The following is a 17,212-nucleotide window of genomic DNA, read 5'->3' as shown; positions in this document are numbered from 1 at the left end:
CACAAAGCCCTACCCCCGGCCCCTCCCCCGTAGGGAGGGGAGTGGTATGCTTTGTTAGCTTAGGGGGTAGGGATTAACTAAATATCAAATTTAAGATATTCAATTGATGACCCACTGCCATACCGTCTTTCGCCTTTTTGCTCTTCTTATAGCATTATTTCCCGCTATCACTCATGCGCAATATGCCTGGCAAGAGACCGACCGCGAGCCTTCCAAACCCCACCTCACTTCATCCATAAACTATCTTGTTGAGACACAAGCCACGCTGTCTAAGGGACAGACACCTCTGTGGCTCAACGCCAACCGCTATGGTCTTAGTTCACTCGACAAAACGAACGGATATGTTCGTGCTGCCGTTATGCGACCGTTGTCTGCCGACTCGGCACGACGATGGGCTATAGGCTATTGCGCCGATGTGGCAGTTCCACTTCACTATACCAGCAACGTCGTGTTGCAGCAGGCTTATGTCGAGGCACGATGGTTGCACGGTGTGATTACAGCAGGAGCCAAGGAGTGGCCCTTGCAATTGAAAAACCAGACACTCAGTTCGGGTTCGCAGACGCTGGGCATCAATGCACGTCCCGTTCCACAAGTACGTATCGCCCTGCCAGAATACTGGCAGTTGCCCTTCGGAGGCGGTTGGCTGCACCTGAAGGGCCATATAGCCTATGGCATGATGACCGACGACGCTTGGCAGCACGACTTCACAAACCGTCAATCTAAATATGCTGACCACGTACTCTATCACTCCAAGGCCGGATATCTGAAGATTGGCAACGAATACTCCACCTTCCCTCTATCCGTAGAACTCGGACTGGAAATGGCTACACTGTTTGGCGGCACACCATATCGTCCCTCCAACGACGGCACAATGCAACCCATACCTACCAATCACGGACTGAAAAGTTTCTGGCACGCATTCTTTCCTGGCGGTCAGGACGCTACCGACGGAATGTATGCCAACAACGAGGGCAACATAGTGGGCAGCTGGCTTATGCGCGTCAACTACGACCGCGAGCTATGGCGATTCTCCCTATATGCCGACCACTTCTTTGAAGATCACAGCCAAATGTTCCTTATCAATAACAACGGCTACGGCTCAGGCAACGACTGGAACAAGCGCATCCATCGCCGCTACTTCCTCTACGACCTTAAGGACATCATGCTGGGCGGCGAACTGGAACTGAAGTACGGACGATGGTTGCGCCACGTCGTAGCCGAATACATCTACACCAAATACCAAAGCGGCCCCTACAACCACGACCACACGCAGAACATCAGCGACCAGATAGCCGGCATCGACAACTATTACAACCACGGCATCTATCCAGGTTGGCAACATTGGGGTCAGGTTATAGGTAATCCGCTCTACCGATCGCCCATATACAACACCAACGGACAATTATATATCTACAACAACCGCTTCGTGGCGTGGCATCTCGGCATTGACGGCACTCCAACCACTCGCCTCGCCTATCGTGCCTTGGCTACCTATCAGGAAGGTTGGGGTACCTACGACATACCCTTCAACAGCAAGCACCAAAACTTCAGTTTCCTCGCCGAAACATCCTATCGCTTCAACAAGGGCTGGAAACTCACTGCTGCCTACGCCATGGACTTCGGTAGCCGACAGATGTTCGGTCACAATGCCGGTGGACAGATAACAATAAGTAAAACGGGATTGATAAAATAAATATGAAACAACCGACTATCAAAAGCCTGCTGGCTGCGCTCGCCACACCCTTTCTGCTCGCATCATGCAATGTCGAGACAAGCGACAACGGACCTCTCGACGGCTTCTGGCATCTGGAGCGTATTGACACTCTCGCCACTGGCGGCACCACCGACTACTCCTCGGGCTACGTGTTCTGGGGAGTACAGAAAGACCTGATGTACATAAAAGACAGTTCCAATGGCAGCATTGGCGCCTACTATCTGCGCTTCAACCAGACCCACGACAGCCTCCACGTCACCAAGATATACCTCGACCACGGTCATGAGGACAATCCCAACCACGAGCAGGGCGGCGACATTCCCGTTGAAGCCATCGACAACAACCTGCGCCAACTGGGCATCAACGCCCTGCCCGAGCACTTCAAGAAGGAAGCACTCAACGGCAACCGCATGATACTGTCAACAGAAAAGCTACGTCTGAAATTCAAGAAATTCTAAGAACACGAATAACATTCGTGAATGTTGAGTTTTGAATATTGAATGTTGAGTTGTTGGCGGCTAACGCCTGCCATGAAGAATTATGGAATTTTGAATTTATTGTTGTGCATTGTCACGAATTATCGTGAATTGTCCGTGAATTGTGATCATTAAAGCACAGTTTGCTTGCTCAGCTCATGGTGGGGTCGCCATAACCTCCTACAATAATTCGTGAATAATTCGTGGTAATTCGTGACAATAACAAAATATTGTTTTGCGCTACACAATATTTTGTGTATCTTTACAGCAGAATAACAAACATTAAGGAGGAAAACCCATGGCATTATATTACGACAAGTACGTCAGATTTGACTGGGCTATGAAACGCCTGCTTCGCAACAAGACCAACCATGCAGTATTGGAAGGTCTGCTCTTGTCGCTGATTGGCAAGAAGATAGTAATCAAGCACTTTCTTGAGAGCGAAGGCAACCAAGAAGACCTGCTTGACAAGTACAACCGTGTCGATATATTGGCAGAAGATGAAGACGGCGAGCTGATAATCATTGAAATACAAAACAGCCATGAGATAACCTACTTCCACCGCATGCTCTACGGAGTGTCAAAAGCCATAACCGAATACATCGACAAAGGCGACAGCTACGACAAGGTGCGCAAGATATACTCCATCAACATCGTATATTTCGAATTAGGTCAAGGCAAAGACTACGTATATCATGGCAAGACAGAATTCAAAGGACTGCACGCTCCCCACGACCTATTAAAACTTTCTGCAAAGCAAAGCGAGAAATTCCTTGGCATCAGTGAAGCAAAACTTGAAAAGCGTAAAGATGCCGGAGAACTGTTCCCAGAATATTACATCCTACGCGTAAATGACTTTGACAAGATAGCCACAACGCCACTCGATGAGTGGATAGAGTTTCTGAAGACTGGCAAGATTGACGACAACACCAAAGCTGCCGGACTTGCCGAAGCACGCAAACAGCTAAGAGTAGACTCTCTACCCGACAATGAACGCCGGGCATACGAACGCTATATGGAATCAGTAAGACATATGCGCAGCCTCTTCGATACAAGTCACGACGACGGCTACACTGAAGGACATGCCGAAGGCAGAGCTGCGGGTTTAGTTGAAGGCAGGGCTGCGGGTTTAGTTGAAGGCAGAGCTGAGCGTTCATTAGAAATAGCCAGACAATTGAAGGCAATGGGAATGAGCAAAGAACAAATCATGCAAGCCACGGGATTGCAAGAATCTGACATACAGCATCTGTGAATGTTGAGTTTTGAATGTTGAATGTTGAGTTTACCCACGAATTTAACATTCAACATTTAACACTTAACATTAAAAAACGTTGTCACGAATTATCGTGAATTACCCGTGAATTTACCCACGAATTTAACATTCACCATTTAACACTTAACATTAATAATGGTAATTCGTGAATAATTCATGGTAATTCGTGACTAAGACCCTCATCGCAGCCCTAAAACTTCTTTCCTATAGCCAGGTTGACAAACGTCTTGAACAGTATCGTGATGTCAAACCACCAGGAGCGGTGCTTCAGGTAATACAAGTCAAGCTCCAGACGCTTTAGCATTTTTTCCATCGTGTCCGTATATCCATTATACAGCGTGGCGTATGATGTCACGCCCGGACGTATCTGATAAAGATAAGCATAGCGAGGGTCGAGTTTCATAATCTGATCGATATAGAAATTACGCTCCGGTCGCGGACCAATAAACGACATATCACCTCGCACAACATTCCACAACTGTGGCAACTCGTCAAGATGGTGCACACGCAAGAAACGACCCACTTTTGTCATACGAGTATCGCGCTCATGCTGATAGAGTGCCGGACCATTCTTTTCGGCATCTACACGCATACTACGAAACTTATATATATAAAACGGTCTGCCGAAACGACCAATGCGCTCCTGCTTGAATATGGCAGGTCCGCCATCCTCGTGCTTCACGGCAAAATAACAAATAATGAAAAGTGGCGAGAAAACTATCAGTGCTACAAAGGCTACAATAAAGTCAAAAATGCGCTTTACATTTCTCTCAACCTCGTTCATTCCGTCGTATACGTATGTATCTTCCATATTTAGTATCTTCGATATATTCATTAAGTATTAATCTTGATTATATATAATAACGACGTTTTACAAAAATATTGTAAAAAGACAAGACATAAACTTTGTATACACAATTACACGAAAAACTTTTCATCATTTATTATTGCCAATACAAAACAAAGTAGTAAATTTGCATAAAACGCAAAGCTTATGGAATACAACATAAAAGACAAAATAGAATGGACTGTGATATTCCTCACAGAATTTGGCAAACGGCATGGTCTTACACTAAAACAAGCCTTCAACTATCTGCTGCGTTACAAAGGCATAAACTTTGTAGAGCAGCATTACGACTATCTACATACACAATCGTTCGTATCAGCAGTAGACGACCTAACACAATACTGCCATAAATTGGGAGGAGGCATTGCATGAGACTGTATCACGGCACCAATATAATGTTTGATGAAATTGATTTGCACAAATCAAAACCAAACAAAGATTTCGGACAAGGGTTCTATCTGTCACCCGACTTCGAACAGGCTCTTAAAATGGCTAAAATAAAGACAGAGCAACAACAAGAAGGTACACCAATCGTAATGGAGTTTGAAGTAGATGAAGCAGAAATCAAGGAAATGCACACGCTCCATTTTGACGATTACAGCAAACAATGGGCTGAATTTATTCTTGCCAACCGTAACACCCCCACCCCTCTGTCGATACACGACTACGACATCGTAATAGGTCCGATTGCCAACGACCGCGTAGGTGTACAATTGTGGAAATACGAAAATCAATTGATAGATCTTCCGACACTCGTCTGCAAATTAAAATACATGAAGGGCTTGACAATACAGTACTTTTTCGGAACAGAAAAAGCCCTTTCAATATTAAAGAGAATAAAATAATGAAAAATGATAAAGAAATAATGAAAGACGATATGGTAACAAAGCTTGCCATACTGCTCTTTGAAAGCGGCAAGGCTTCGACAATGACCGAAGCACTTGACATCGTCATCAACTCAGAGACCTATTTACGGTTGATTGACGACAAAACAGCGTTATATTATCAGAGTCCACGTTATGTCTACGATTTCTTGCTCAACGAACTAATAACGGGGAAGTCAAAATAAATTGAATACGTATTCAAAGGCGAAGTAATACGTATTCGTTGGCGAAGTAATATATATTATATAGGCAAGTATATTGAATATACTTTGCGAGGTATATTCAATATACTTTTTCTGCTTAATCAAAAGGACTCCTTCTGCAAGGCAAAAGGACTACATTTTTATCCTAAATCAGAAAGTAGAGAAATACAAATCAAGACTTGCCATATCATGTAGCTTGATGACCTTTACCGCTCCCTTATGTTTCACTCTACTTTTACTTCTACTCTTACTGACTATTTTTATTATGGTGTCAGCAACCCCATGTGTATTTACGATTACAGAAAAAGACTTTTTGCAAATTTCAAGCAATTCATCAGCAAAAGAGCGAGAAATAAACTCCACACCCTCCATATCAATAACGCACTTTGCATTATCTGATTCTTTGATGATTTTCTCAATCGCTCCTGCATTGCTACGGTAACGAATATCCGGACCTAATAGGTCTAAAACTTTAATGTTCTTTTCCATGACTTCATTTCGTAGAATTACACCTTATATAATATATAACGAGACAATACAGATTTATTGCAGAGACAGATAACCTTTTTTCCAGTTAACATTGCCGATTCAAAACAAAGTTGTACTTTTGCAGCAAAGCATAACAAATAAGAAAAGACAATGTCAAAGAAAGAAACATTAGAAGCAATAAAAGAGGCAATGGAGCATATTGCTTCTATAAAGAACGGAGCGCAAATTACAGAAGCAGTAGACCTTAGCAATGTTGATGCTATGCTCAAATCTTGCGGAATATTAGAAAACTAATTATGTTTTTGATTAGTATCTACATAGCAAAATAGAACTCTACTACAACCCAACTTATACTAAATAAAAAACGAATAAAGCAATGAGAAACAAAACAATAATTGCAATTTCGGCAATACTATCAATTGGAGCATTCTTTATACTCCCTGTTTATGATGACTTTTATTATTTGTCTTCTCCTCACAAAATGATGGATGTAGAATCATTTCTTCCCAATGGAAGTTTTTGGCGTCCTATAGATGCTTTATGGGGTATTATGATGGGAAAATATGTAGATGCATTTCCTTTTCTAAATCACTTATTAGTCCTTATTTGTTTTGCCTATTCATCATTTGGCTTAATAAAAATTTTGAACTATAGCAATGTCAAAGGATATACAAAATCCATAGCCATTGCTATATTTATGCTATCACCAGCTTTAGTAGCAACAACATACTCAATAGATTCTATAAACCAAGCCCTTTGTTTAGCGTTTGGTATTAGCTCTTTATTATTATATAAACATCATAAGTTTTGGACTTATGTTTTTATCACACTGTCATTATTTTCAAAAGAAAGTGGTATAGCGTGGTTTGCTGTCACACCATTATTAAGTTTGGTAATAGAAAAATGTCATAATAATAAAGATTATATAAACAAGAAAGATTATACTTCACTTATAAAACCATATTGCATATCAATTGTCATCATATTGATTTATGCATGTATAAGAATCTACCTCAATGTTCCATCTGATAGTATAGAGAATGGTTATAGCCGTTATACACCACAATTGGGGCTTAATTGCATTGCAGGTTTATGTATGATTGTCGGATCTGCCATCTCCGTAATAGACACTATTGCTTTATTTATAGAACACAATTATATCATCGTTTTTACAACTGCATTAATTTCAGTTATATTCATATTTATAATAATAAAAAAGACAGTAAAGAAAGAGAACCTCAGAATATTCATTCCACTAGTTCTCTCAATAATAGCAATAACCTCACCACATTTAATAATGGAACATCCTGGTGAGATGCACGTTTATCCATCACTATGGATAATTGCATTATCCATTGGTATCCTAACAAAAGAAGCCAATTGGGGCAAGAAAGAATTAGCTTTAATTGCCTTAACATTCTTATTCGGAATTTTTGTGTTTATACATAAAGGTTACTATATATACAAAAACGGACGTATTGCGAACGAGAGAGTATCGTCTGCTGTATCACAATCCAAAAATATTCCTAATAAAGTATGTATTCTTGACTGCGACAACCAAATACCTATTTATTCCGTTTTCCAAACAAACGGAAGGAATTGTTGGGATTCAGGAAAAGGTACTCGTCTCTATTTTGATTTAGAGAATCCCCAAATAGTATCGTATCATATCATAAAAATAGAAGACTTAAAAAGACACCTTCATATTTATACACATAAAGATTCGACATACAATGCTATCTGGATTGTCAAAGACAATCATGTAAGAGTGATAAGTATAAAAACATACTCAGGAAAAACCCATACACGCAAACAAAGACGATAAATAGTATAAGCGTATCCTCAGTGCTAGTATATTTTGCATTGCGGATACGCATTTCCATAACTATAGCGAAGACTCTCTATTCAATTTAAATCTTACTCTTTAGAAAAGCCTTAATAGCATAATTTACAAAATGACAGACAGAACGCAGCAAACTCAAATGTTCAATATCACGGTATATTTTCCATTGCCATGGCAACACTTGAAGTTTATTGGCAGAAATAGAATTGCAAACTATTCTGTAGGCTGCAGTTGTGGTGTTAGTATTCTTGGCAATAAAACCTTTCTTAAGTATTGATAACCACAACACATAGTCTTCGTGATGGATATCAAGGAACTCTATTTTGCCAACCTTCTTCTGGTCGTAGACACCTGTAAGATTGCCAATGACATTGCCCGACAACAACATATTGTATGTAGCCGTAGCAGGTGCTTTAACTATTCTGTTGGCACGTTGTCCGTCTTCATCCATCTTCTCGTAGTTACTATATACTATAGCAACATTATCATCATCAAATAGAGGTATCTGTTGTTCCATTTTTTTTGGAAGCCACATGTCATCACTATCGAGGAATGCAATGTATCTACCTTTAGCATTGTTCACACCCATATTACGCGGAGAAGAAGGGCGCCCGGTATGGTTGTCATTGAATAGAAGACGTATTCTATTATCTCGTTTTATGTATTCACGCACAATATCACAAGAATTATCTTTTGATGCATCGTCAATAACAAGCAGTTCCCAATTATCATAGGTTTGATTGATGACAGATGTTATCGCTTCGCCAACATATTTGGCGGAGTTGTGCATTGGCATAATAATAGAAACTAATTCTTTGTGCATAAAATACTTTTTTATTACTATTATGACTTATTTCTTTTAGTCATAGTATTTATCCTTTGTGATTAATCTATGGCGAGGAGCTATATAGCTATCGTTGATGAAGCTATGCTGCAGACGTACAAAGGCAGACTGCACTCCAAGTATATCGCATATAACTTGCGGAGTGTCATCGTTTGAGAATCTTCGATGTCGAGCTGCCTCAAGGCGAGTTGCCAATTCCGGATGCTCTTTGGCATAACTCGGAGTAAGATACACCATAAAAGGAATATCAAACTGCGGAACATACGATTCGCGACAAGCCATGTTGATGTCTGTACGACCATATTGGTTGCGGAAGTTGTGTACCTCCTCACCATGGTCGGATAGATATAGTACTACAGCGTTACGATTATCAAACATCCTGATGATGCTATCTACCACAAGGTCGTTGTAGAGTGTTGCATTTAGATAATGTGCAACATCGTTACACTGAACCTTGCTGAGTTCAGGGCGATTGATATTATCAGGAGTAAATTTAGCAAATTCCTTCGGATAACGTTCCTTTGCGGGCATATACTGTCCATACAGATGGAATATCACGAAGTTACGATGCTTTGTTTCTAATTGATTACGATGTGTGGAATAATCGGCCACCAAGCCGAGGTCATAACTAAATGTGCGATTATTGCGATTGTCAAAGAGAGCTTTAGCTACCAATGGAACATTTAGAAATCCCATAGCAGCATCATTCTCATCAAGCTGATCGCTCACCACAAATTGGTTGCCATAAAAGGTTACATTCCATCCACAACGCCTCATTATCAATGGCAACATTGGACTCTCATACCATGCATTCTTGTCGCGACGACTATTCATTGATAAAAGATAGCGAAACACCACCGATGTTCCATTACTTGTAGCCGTTACATCATCAAACAAGAACAATCGTCCTTGTTTCTTCCTTTCTATAAGCAGAGGATTGGTATTCCATCTACCATCATAGAGGTTGCTCATGTGACGATTGAATGATTCACCGATAATTAGCACGAAATCAGCAGTAGAATCTCTGCATACCGGCTGTTCTTTGTAATTGGCCAACGAGGTAGCACAGCGTTTATAGTCTTGCTCCTGCTGCTTATACATCAGTATCGACTGCATAGTCTGCCATATGTCATTGAACTTGATAGGCGAAGGAAATTTGTGTACAAACTTATAGTTACGTTCTACATCGGGTGAGAAATATGCAACATGTACAGCCACCACAGCCAAGCATACCGACCATGCAATCCTAAACAGAGCGCGTTTGGGCCACGCATTAATCAGTTTTACCTTGCGGCTAATCCACCATTCCAAGATAAAGAAGCCAGCTGCAGAAACCACCATCGATAGAGTACGGAAACTGAATACAAAGTTGTTCACAAACTCGCTAGCCTCGCGACCATTTGTTTCACAAAGGAATTGCACGGTATATACATCCCAATGTCGACTAAAAAAAACAAAGAGAAATATGTCTGACAGCACATAAAGTGCTACCACAGCATGCAAAACTACATGAGCAATAGCATTAGCCTTACGTCCCATTAGTGCAAAGAGCGTGCAGCAAAACCATGAGAGTGCAGTATATACAACCAAATTAAAAGGCACCGATATATATGGTGCCCACCAATGCAAATCTTCCAGTACAAGTAGTTCTGGTATCATGAACATGACAACGTATGTTGCCATGACAACGACATTAATCTTAAGTGTTAATAACTGTTTCATATATATTACAAACTAACTACTTAACGCTAAGACTCATTATATATTGTATTTGCAACAATTAAAACTCGTTATTCATCCATAGAAGGACGTACAACGAGTTTTTTATATTCGGAGTTCCGGCAACTAACCAACAAAAGCATAAACTCTCAAAAAGCAACGTATTGCCCCATAGCTTTATTCACACCAATATTGTGCGGAGAGAAAAAACGCCTAGAATAGATGTTATATGCTAACTACCGCTATTGACGTTTTTATTGGAACAACTCCTCAAAAACCTTTAAGGCAAAGGCATTTGAATATTTTGTTTCAAAGACAAAACGTGAGTATACGTTGTATCTTGGAACTGGATTCTCTGCGAAATACTTTATAGCATCTATATATTCTTTTGCTGTGTTACAGAGTCGTCCACAAGACGAGGTATCAAGATCATAACCTTCAAATGTTTCGGTAGAACCTAAGATATTTTTACCATACATCAAAGCTTCGCATGTTTTTACCTTCATACCGCTACCAGAAAATATTGGGAATATCATGAAGTCAGCTTCTTCGAAATATTTAGATAGGTCTGGTACGTTGGAGAAAACAGGTACATCCTTAAGACAAGGTTCAGAATTCTTTAACAAATCCATATCTTTACCTACTACCTTAAAATTGACATTTACATATGGCAATACATTCTTCACAAACCATAAAAGTCCTTCAGAGTTGGCTGGAAAGTTACTTCCTATGAAATAACACTTAGGCTTTTGGTTTGTAAGAATTTGCTTGTCACAAACTCTTCCGTCACACTTATCATCAAAAGTTACAGGAACTATTGTATCAAACTTTTTACCATATTCCTTACGCAGGATATTGCAATCCCTTTCACATAAACCGATGGAGACATTTGCATACATTATACTGTATTCGTCATTCTTAGCAGCACAATCAATAACGATATTTCTAAAAGGTAACTTCTTGCTCACTCTTGCTTCATAATACTCTCTCTCTATATTGTGGAAGAAACTTATAACTTTTCCTTTATATCCACTCTCTTTTAACTTCTTGGCTATTATACCAAAAAGACTTGTATTTATTAAAATATAGTCGTAATTGGCCGACATTTTTATTATCGCTTTAACCTTACTAGGAGTCAAACCATTAAAATAGCCAAATGGAAAAAGAAATGCAGAAGATATTAACGAAAATACACTACGTTTTTTATTATCATTGATGAAATAACAATCAACATTCTCTTTACCAAGAATTTGCATTGCCATTTCTGCATTACGCTTATTTACAAGGCTTCCCCCATCATTTGCGACATTGAAATCTTTGAAGTATATCAATAAAGCCTTTTTCATAAAGTGTTATTTATTAAGTATTGTATTCATTCTATGCTTAATTGCTGCCTTTAAATCTATAAGCATTTCTTGCAAACCATTATCGCCTTTACCTAAAAATGCATTTAGTTTGCAACGAGCTATTAGAAGATTGGTATTTCGCATTCTGTTTTTCAAAATACCAATAGCAGTGATTCCTTTCTTCTCATTCTGAAATACAGCCACATCAATTAGCTTTAATTCGTATTTAAGGTCTGGCTTACGATCTTTCACCATGTGAATATAATGGAGATTGTGGTTGTATACCATCTTTGTATAGCCAAGTTTCCACATACGGTAATGTATGTCTTCTTCTTCGCCATACATAAAAACCGACTCATCGAAAAGTCCTGCATGCTCAAACATTTGCTTACGAATATAGAAACAAGAACCAGAAAAATGCATGTATTTTGCGATATAGAGGTCATAGCGGTTGCATACAGACGACATTATTGTCTGTATATATCCGTTTATAGCGTAAGTGCATGTAAAAGAGTTGGTGCTTGGTATGGTAGGGGTTAGCATCTGCTTCATGCCATACATAGCCAGTTTGGAGTCTTGCTCAAAGGCTTCAACTGTTGTCTTGAATATTGGCTCTATGAGACGCACATCAGGATTCATGATGAGAATCACGGGAGCTGTAGCCTTCTTGATACCAACGTTATTGCCTTGACCATAACCACCATTATGGGTATTTTTTATCAATACAATGTCATTGCCATATAGTTCTTTCAGTTTCTCAAACATGGTATCGGTATCGCGACTATTATTGTCAACAATGATAAGTTCGAGCTCAGACAAAGGAATGTCTGAATATTTCATTATCGAACTAACACAATCGTAAATGTCGTGTTCGGAGTTGTAGGTTACTATGATTATTGATAAGCGTTTCATGTTAATGTTACATAATTGGTTTTATTTTCATTCTAGTCATTTTCTTTCTTATAATAAAAGTAAGAAGATATGGTACCATAGGTATTTGTCGTGCTCGTTTTTGAGATAAAAAAAGCCCGAGTACTTCTGTTATTGCAATCTGTATCTGTAACAGAGTTCCATATAATTTATGGTATCTTTTTACACATTCAACCATTTGTTTAGCATAGTTTATATCTACCCCATCAGTGAAAATGTTGTTATAAAGATTTAAAACGCCCTGGAATACAGCTGTATCATATTTGTGCCCAAAATGTAGTCTTAGATACTTAAAGAACTTTTCTGATGCATATATATGACTGCTAAAATGTTCTGATGAACAAATTCGCTTTGATACAGAATCATTGCAATAGAATATCCTGTAACCATAATCGGCTTTGGTCTTGCAATAGTCATATTTCAGACCTTTCAATATTGCAAGAAGGTTGAAATCTGCGTCTTGTAGAGATAACAGATTGGTATCCCATTCTAGTGAATTTCTGCGTATAGATGCGGTACGATATATATTTGACCATACGATAAATGGGAGCTCTCTTCGTGCGAAAGCCTTAATATCATCTTTGTAAACCTTATAGCCAAATATGTAATCTTTTGCATCAGCATTAAAGTAGTCCTCTACTAAAGTAGCAGAAGGAAATACCATAAAGTCCAAATCGGGACGTCTGGTAATTTCTGTAACTCTTGTTCCTAAACATGTTGGTGTAATATAATCATCTGAGTCAAAAAAAACAATATATTCTCCACGGGCTTTCTGAAGACCTATATTTCTACACGTCTGGGCACCTTTTGGTTCTATATTTCTATGTATAATCTGTATGTTATCATAGACTTCATATTTCTTTAAGTAATCTAATGTTTCTTGGCTTGAACCATCATCTATGGCAAGCAATTCCCATGAAGTGAATTTGTTTGCAATGATGCTGTCTATCATTTTTCCTGTCAATACTTTCTTATTGAAGAAAGGTATCACAATAGACAGAGTTGGGGATGTTAATGTGAGGTTATTTAAAGTATTATTCATCATTTTTTAAATTTATGGAAGGGTAGTAATATAAAGTATATATAAAACCGAAAAAGTAAAATAAAGGATATACCTCCATAGTTGACATAAAAAGGAAGACACAAGTTCCCATAAGAACAATAGTGGCAGTCTTGTCAATATATCCGATTAACCGTCGGAACATAACAACAATAGATAATAGTAATATCGCTATTAGAGTTAGCCCACCATTTAGTAATATACTATATATAAAATTATGAGGACCTATGGCAGAAGAATCCATCTCTGCAAGATACCATTCCCTATCAACATATCCATATCCTAATATTGGTGATTCTACAAATTTTCTGCCCGCTGCATCCCAAAGCTGTGTACGATTGGTAAAAGTAATATCTTTACCCAAAACATCTTCAATAATATACACTGCCATCTTGTTATTATGAAGTCCTTCTCCATTAAAACAAACGCCAAATTGAAATATGAGATAGAAAAAAAAGAAGCATATTAGACAAAATTTCTGAATTTTCACAGATGGAATTAAACAAAAAAGTATGAATAAGATAATACATGACAAAGATGTCATGGATCCTACAAGTGCTAATATTGCTATAGAAGTGGCAGAAAGGAAAATAAAATTTACAATCCACCATTTGCTAAAACGAAAACAGAATATTGTTAGAGTAAGTGCGAATATAAGTCTACTTCCAATCTGATTATAGTTGCCGCCAAGTAAATGACTATCAAAAGTATCTTTAGCAGCAAACATCCAGTCTGGAAAAATTATCATTATTAGAAGATTTAAATATGCGCACAATGACAACACTATAGCAAAAGTCTTTGCTACAACGCTTGGCTTCTCCCATTGGTTGTATACCAACATTAATAATATTAATTCGACTGAACGGTATAATGCTGTTTTTAAATCCGTACCATTAATAAATGTTGATACAATTATTACAATTAGGTATATCAGAACACAAGCATCGAGGTAAGTTATATAAGGTTTCTTGATAAAAAGCAAACTTAATCCCAAGAACGATATACAGCATAGCCCCCATACTATAAAAGAGCATCCTTGTAGAAATTCAAACACAGTAAAACTTATACTGACATTTAAGATAAGTAAAGTCAGTATACTTACTTGAATTATGAATGGTGTTTTTATTTTATCAATCATATATTATCTTTAATAATAGTGAGGTCTCCTAATATCTTTAGAAACTCAGGTGTGTAGAAATCATTAAAACCTCCTGCAGAGGTAAAAGTTAGTTCTCCAAAATATGGTTTGTTATCTACTTCATATAAATCTACACGTAACTCAGGAAATCCTTTTGACAAGACAGATGCTGCTTTAAGCATCTTATCAAGAGATTTAGGACGTGGCAATGGAGTTTTTGCTAATTTATAATGTGGAGTCGAAATTGAATATTCCGGATGAAAATTCCAATCCAAATCATATACGCCAACTTCTACAGATGTGGTTGTTCGATTGTAGCAGACCCATATATATGCTGGTTCCCCGTTAAAAGACCATATTTTATAGTCAATCAATGATGATGTTGTTATTGGTTGCTTTTTTATGTCTAACAATTCCTCCGCAATAATACATGGCGGGATCTTGTTGTAGTGCGGTTCACCCATTGTGTCACCAAAATGTACAGAGAACATCTTTTTGAAACGTGTTGTCCATTCATCAGTGTTTATGACTGACTTATCATTACAAATGAAAACTTCACCACTACCATTGTTGGTTTTCATGATGAATTTTTCAGGTAATGCATGCCAATCTATATCTTCAGGCCTTTCCCATTTGCCATAAAGTTTTACGAGCATATTTGCAAATCCCATTTTTGCAATATGTTCTCTAACGAGATATTTATCGGCAAGTTTAGTCCAAACCTCAGTGTTTGACTTGAACTTTAGCCAATTTATTTTTTCATTGATGTCTTTTGGATTCTGCCAATTTAAAGCATGTTTAAAAGCTCTTTTGTACTGAATAGAAACAAGTGCTTTTGATGATAGTTTACCTATGATTTTAAATATATGATTCTGAATAGGTGTATACCATTTTCCTAATAGTTTTTTTATAATAATATTCATATTGTTTATCTTTTAATTTTTATCATTTGTAATGATATCTCCTTTTCTTTACGAGTTAAAGCTGTTACCCATATAGATATTGCTCCAATTAACATTGACAATATATATGTCAATAGAAAACGCCAATTACCAGCATTTATACTAGTGCTTAGAAAACATATTACAACAATAAATACTGTAGGAATAGAAATCCTTAATAGTACTTTTGTGGTGTAATGTTTGACCGAGAGTCCAGCTGAATATTTTAGGAAAGGGATACGAGTTATTGAACAAACAGCTTCTATAGCAAGGTACATCCACATTGATTGTTGTATTTCATATCCCATATGTAATAATATGTATATTACAGGTAAAGTTATTATTTTTATTGTGTTGATGACAATAGAATAGTTACGTATGTTTCCTATTGCTTGATTAGCAATACCCAATCCCATGGAAGTCTGATCTACCAATGCGGAAATTAGTAAAAGTCTACTTATGAATACGGTATGTTCAGGAATTGATCCAAGCCATATTGATAGAATAGAGGGCATCTCAAAACAAGTCGGTATTACAATAATAGCCAAAAGTAGAAAAGAATACTTGCATGATACTTCAGAAAGGGAAAGCATACGGCTTCTTTCTTTATTGCCTTCTGCTTTTATAATTTGTGGACTCATTGCATTGATGATAGCTTGAGAAATGAACTGTACAGAATTAGATATCTGTGATGCTATTCCATAAGCTGTGTTTATAATTGTACCAAAGAAAGCGTTCAATACTATTGCCATTCCCTGGTTCCTTCCTATAATACATCCAGTACTATAGAAAGTCCAACCTGCGAAATCAAGTATTTTGATAATAACATCTTTGCTTATATCTTTTCTATGTGGGTATAGGCATGTTTCTATAAAATGTTTTTTTGCATAAATAGAAAATGCTAACAAATTAAAAACTGAAATTGAAAGCATCATCCATGCATATGTGAGTAGCTTATCGATATTTATATAAAGAAGTGTTATTGCAAGTCCAAGTCGAATGATGCCATCCAAAATATCGATAAAAGAAATGTATACTATATTTTCGCGCGCTATAAACAAAGCTCTAAACGGTGATGTCAGTATCGATAATACTAACATTGTTACAACTATAAAATATACATATTTGGCAACAAAAATCCTGTCACTGTTTATTTCTAAGAATCCACTAAATAACAATGGCTCTATCAATGATAGGACTATAATTAATGCAATGCTGATAATTATATGGACGAAAAGACTATTAGAAAATACGATTCGTATATTATCTATTTTATTGGCTCCATGACAATAAGACAGATGACGTTGGGTCGTTACAACCAAAGCATTAGTTATGAATCCTAACATAGCAACAGTGCTTCCTATCAATGAAAATATTCCAAAGTCAGAATTTCCCAATGCTAGCAATATATAACGAGTTGCAAATAATGACATTAGTATGTTCACTATTGCTCTTATATGTTGTGCTAATGTATTTACTATTATTCTTTTATTAGTATCCATCTA

At 37.7% G+C, this 17,212-nt stretch carries 18 protein-coding genes; 8 read left to right on the top strand and 10 right to left on the bottom strand.

What is annotated here, in order from left to right:
* Nucleotides 1–106 precede the first annotated feature (106 nt).
* The 3 genes from I6E38_RS01545 to I6E38_RS01535 all read left to right on the top strand — a co-directional run bounded on the left by I6E38_RS01545 (nucleotide 107) and on the right by I6E38_RS01535 (nucleotide 3,442).
* A complete protein-coding gene (locus I6E38_RS01545) occupies nucleotides 107–1,693 on the top strand; it encodes a capsule assembly Wzi family protein (RefSeq protein WP_235392332.1) in 1,587 nt (528 codons plus the stop codon).
* 2 nt (nucleotides 1,694–1,695) lie between these two features.
* Entirely contained in the window at nucleotides 1,696–2,172 is a 477-nt protein-coding gene (locus I6E38_RS01540) for a lipocalin-like domain-containing protein (RefSeq protein ID WP_235392331.1), read from the top strand.
* Nucleotides 2,173–2,488: 316 nt separating this feature from the next.
* Complete coding sequence (locus I6E38_RS01535; RefSeq protein WP_235392330.1) at nucleotides 2,489–3,442, top strand: Rpn family recombination-promoting nuclease/putative transposase; 954 nt, start codon at nucleotides 2,489–2,491, stop codon at nucleotides 3,440–3,442.
* 211 nt (nucleotides 3,443–3,653) lie between these two features.
* On the opposite strand, the gene I6E38_RS01530 is transcribed toward I6E38_RS01535, so the two are convergent.
* Nucleotides 3,654–4,298, bottom strand: a complete 645-nt coding sequence (locus I6E38_RS01530) for a sugar transferase (RefSeq protein WP_407936634.1) — start codon at nucleotides 4,296–4,298, stop codon at nucleotides 3,654–3,656.
* Between the two features lie 159 nt (nucleotides 4,299–4,457).
* Between I6E38_RS01530 and I6E38_RS01525 the strand changes: the two genes are divergently transcribed.
* The 3 genes from I6E38_RS01525 to I6E38_RS01515 are packed head-to-tail and all read left to right on the top strand — an operon-like array spanning nucleotide 4,458 to nucleotide 5,379.
* Entirely contained in the window at nucleotides 4,458–4,682 is a 225-nt protein-coding gene (locus I6E38_RS01525; protein WP_235392328.1) for a DUF3791 domain-containing protein, read from the top strand.
* Complete coding sequence (locus I6E38_RS01520) at nucleotides 4,679–5,155, top strand: DUF3990 domain-containing protein (protein WP_235392327.1); 477 nt, start codon at nucleotides 4,679–4,681, stop codon at nucleotides 5,153–5,155. The genes I6E38_RS01525 and I6E38_RS01520 overlap by 4 nt, the downstream gene beginning before the upstream one ends.
* Nucleotides 5,155–5,379 carry a hypothetical protein gene (locus tag I6E38_RS01515; protein WP_235392326.1) on the top strand — a complete coding sequence of 75 codons (225 nt, stop codon included), beginning with the start codon at nucleotides 5,155–5,157 and terminating at the stop codon, nucleotides 5,377–5,379. The genes I6E38_RS01520 and I6E38_RS01515 overlap by 1 nt, the downstream gene beginning before the upstream one ends.
* A 168-nt stretch (nucleotides 5,380–5,547) precedes the next feature.
* On the opposite strand, the gene I6E38_RS01510 is transcribed toward I6E38_RS01515, so the two are convergent.
* Nucleotides 5,548–5,886 carry a DUF4325 domain-containing protein gene (locus I6E38_RS01510; RefSeq protein ID WP_235392325.1) on the bottom strand — a complete coding sequence of 113 codons (339 nt, stop codon included), beginning with the start codon at nucleotides 5,884–5,886 and terminating at the stop codon, nucleotides 5,548–5,550.
* A gap of 150 nt (nucleotides 5,887–6,036) precedes the next feature.
* On the opposite strand from I6E38_RS01510, the gene I6E38_RS01505 reads away from it, so the two are divergent.
* Both I6E38_RS01505 and I6E38_RS01500 read left to right on the top strand, forming a co-directional pair.
* Complete coding sequence (locus tag I6E38_RS01505; RefSeq protein WP_235392324.1) at nucleotides 6,037–6,180, top strand: hypothetical protein; 144 nt, start codon at nucleotides 6,037–6,039, stop codon at nucleotides 6,178–6,180.
* A gap of 82 nt (nucleotides 6,181–6,262) precedes the next feature.
* Nucleotides 6,263–7,711: a glucosyltransferase domain-containing protein gene (locus tag I6E38_RS01500; RefSeq protein ID WP_235392323.1), complete on the top strand. Its 1,449-nt coding sequence runs from the start codon at nucleotides 6,263–6,265 to the stop codon at nucleotides 7,709–7,711.
* A gap of 85 nt (nucleotides 7,712–7,796) precedes the next feature.
* On the opposite strand, the gene I6E38_RS01495 is transcribed toward I6E38_RS01500, so the two are convergent.
* The 8 genes from I6E38_RS01495 to I6E38_RS01460 all read right to left on the bottom strand — a co-directional run bounded on the left by I6E38_RS01495 (nucleotide 7,797) and on the right by I6E38_RS01460 (nucleotide 17,209).
* Nucleotides 7,797–8,552, bottom strand: a complete 756-nt coding sequence (locus tag I6E38_RS01495; protein ID WP_235392322.1) for a glycosyltransferase family 2 protein — start codon at nucleotides 8,550–8,552, stop codon at nucleotides 7,797–7,799.
* A gap of 36 nt (nucleotides 8,553–8,588) precedes the next feature.
* Nucleotides 8,589–10,295, bottom strand: coding sequence for a phosphoethanolamine transferase family protein (locus I6E38_RS01490; RefSeq protein ID WP_235392321.1), 1,707 nt, complete (start codon nucleotides 10,293–10,295; stop codon nucleotides 8,589–8,591).
* A gap of 251 nt (nucleotides 10,296–10,546) precedes the next feature.
* Nucleotides 10,547–11,638, bottom strand: coding sequence for a glycosyltransferase family 4 protein (locus I6E38_RS01485; RefSeq protein ID WP_235392320.1), 1,092 nt, complete (start codon nucleotides 11,636–11,638; stop codon nucleotides 10,547–10,549).
* Nucleotides 11,639–11,644: 6 nt separating this feature from the next.
* Complete coding sequence (locus tag I6E38_RS01480; protein WP_235392319.1) at nucleotides 11,645–12,550, bottom strand: glycosyltransferase family 2 protein; 906 nt, start codon at nucleotides 12,548–12,550, stop codon at nucleotides 11,645–11,647.
* 7 nt (nucleotides 12,551–12,557) lie between these two features.
* Nucleotides 12,558–13,613, bottom strand: coding sequence for a glycosyltransferase family A protein (locus I6E38_RS01475; RefSeq protein ID WP_235392318.1), 1,056 nt, complete (start codon nucleotides 13,611–13,613; stop codon nucleotides 12,558–12,560).
* Nucleotides 13,603–14,766: an O-antigen ligase family protein gene (locus I6E38_RS01470; protein ID WP_235392317.1), complete on the bottom strand. Its 1,164-nt coding sequence runs from the start codon at nucleotides 14,764–14,766 to the stop codon at nucleotides 13,603–13,605. The genes I6E38_RS01475 and I6E38_RS01470 overlap by 11 nt, the downstream gene beginning before the upstream one ends.
* Nucleotides 14,763–15,689: an ATP-grasp fold amidoligase family protein gene (locus I6E38_RS01465; RefSeq protein WP_235392316.1), complete on the bottom strand. Its 927-nt coding sequence runs from the start codon at nucleotides 15,687–15,689 to the stop codon at nucleotides 14,763–14,765. The genes I6E38_RS01470 and I6E38_RS01465 overlap by 4 nt, the downstream gene beginning before the upstream one ends.
* Before the next feature lie 5 nt (nucleotides 15,690–15,694).
* Nucleotides 15,695–17,209, bottom strand: coding sequence for an MATE family efflux transporter (locus tag I6E38_RS01460; RefSeq protein ID WP_235392315.1), 1,515 nt, complete (start codon nucleotides 17,207–17,209; stop codon nucleotides 15,695–15,697).
* Between the last annotated feature and the right edge of the window lie 3 nt (nucleotides 17,210–17,212).

The organism is Leyella stercorea (genome assembly GCF_021531355.1).
Taxonomy (GTDB): Bacteria; Bacteroidota; Bacteroidia; order Bacteroidales; family Bacteroidaceae; genus Prevotella.
This window is presented reverse-complemented; position numbering and strand designations above follow the sequence as displayed.